1 protein-coding gene is annotated in these 602 nt (G+C 70.3%); it reads right to left on the bottom strand.

Annotated features, from left to right (window positions below; all coding sequences use genetic code 11):
• On the bottom strand, window positions 1–558 hold a 558-nt coding region (locus ABD194_RS21140), incomplete at its 3' end, for a type 1 glutamine amidotransferase domain-containing protein (RefSeq protein WP_343995211.1).
• Window positions 559–602 lie beyond the last annotated feature (44 nt).

The following is a 602-nucleotide window of genomic DNA, read 5'->3' as shown; positions in this document are numbered from 1 at the left end:
GCCCTGCGTGCCCGAAGTCTTCGACGCCGAGCCGTGCTCCAGCGCCTCGATGACCGCGCCGCAGAAGTCCGGCAGGTCGTCGGGCTTGCGGCTGGTGATGAGGTTGCCGTCGACGACGAGCGACTCGTCGACCCACTCGCCGCCGGCGTTGCGGATGTCGGTCTGCAGGCTCGGCCACGACGTCAGGCGACGGCCCTTGAGCACGTCGGCCTCGACGAGGGTCCACGGCGCGTGGCAGATCGCGGCGACCGGGCGTCCCGAGGCCAGGAACTCGCGGACGAGCGCCACGGCATCCTTCTGCGTGCGCAGGTTGTCCGGGTTGGCGACGCCACCGGGCAGCACCAGGGCGTCGAAGTCGTCGACCTTCGCGTCGGCGACGGTGACGTCGACCTTCTTGGTGTCGCCCTTGTCGAGGTGGTTGAACATCTGCACCTCGCCGCTCTCGGGGCTGACGAGGACGGCCTCGTGCCCTGCATCGGTGACGGCCTTCCACGGCTCCGTCAGCTCGACCTGCTCGATGCCCTCGCTCGCGACGACGAATGCGACTCGCTTGGCCACGGTGGTCCTCCTCTGCTCGCCCGGTCGGGGCGCTCGGTGTCTCG

It is taken from the genome of Terrabacter terrae (genome assembly GCF_039529575.1).
Lineage (GTDB): Bacteria > Actinomycetota > Actinomycetes > Actinomycetales > Dermatophilaceae > Terrabacter > Terrabacter terrae.
Note: the sequence above shows the minus strand (reverse complement) of the source record. Positions and strands in the feature narration are given on the sequence as shown.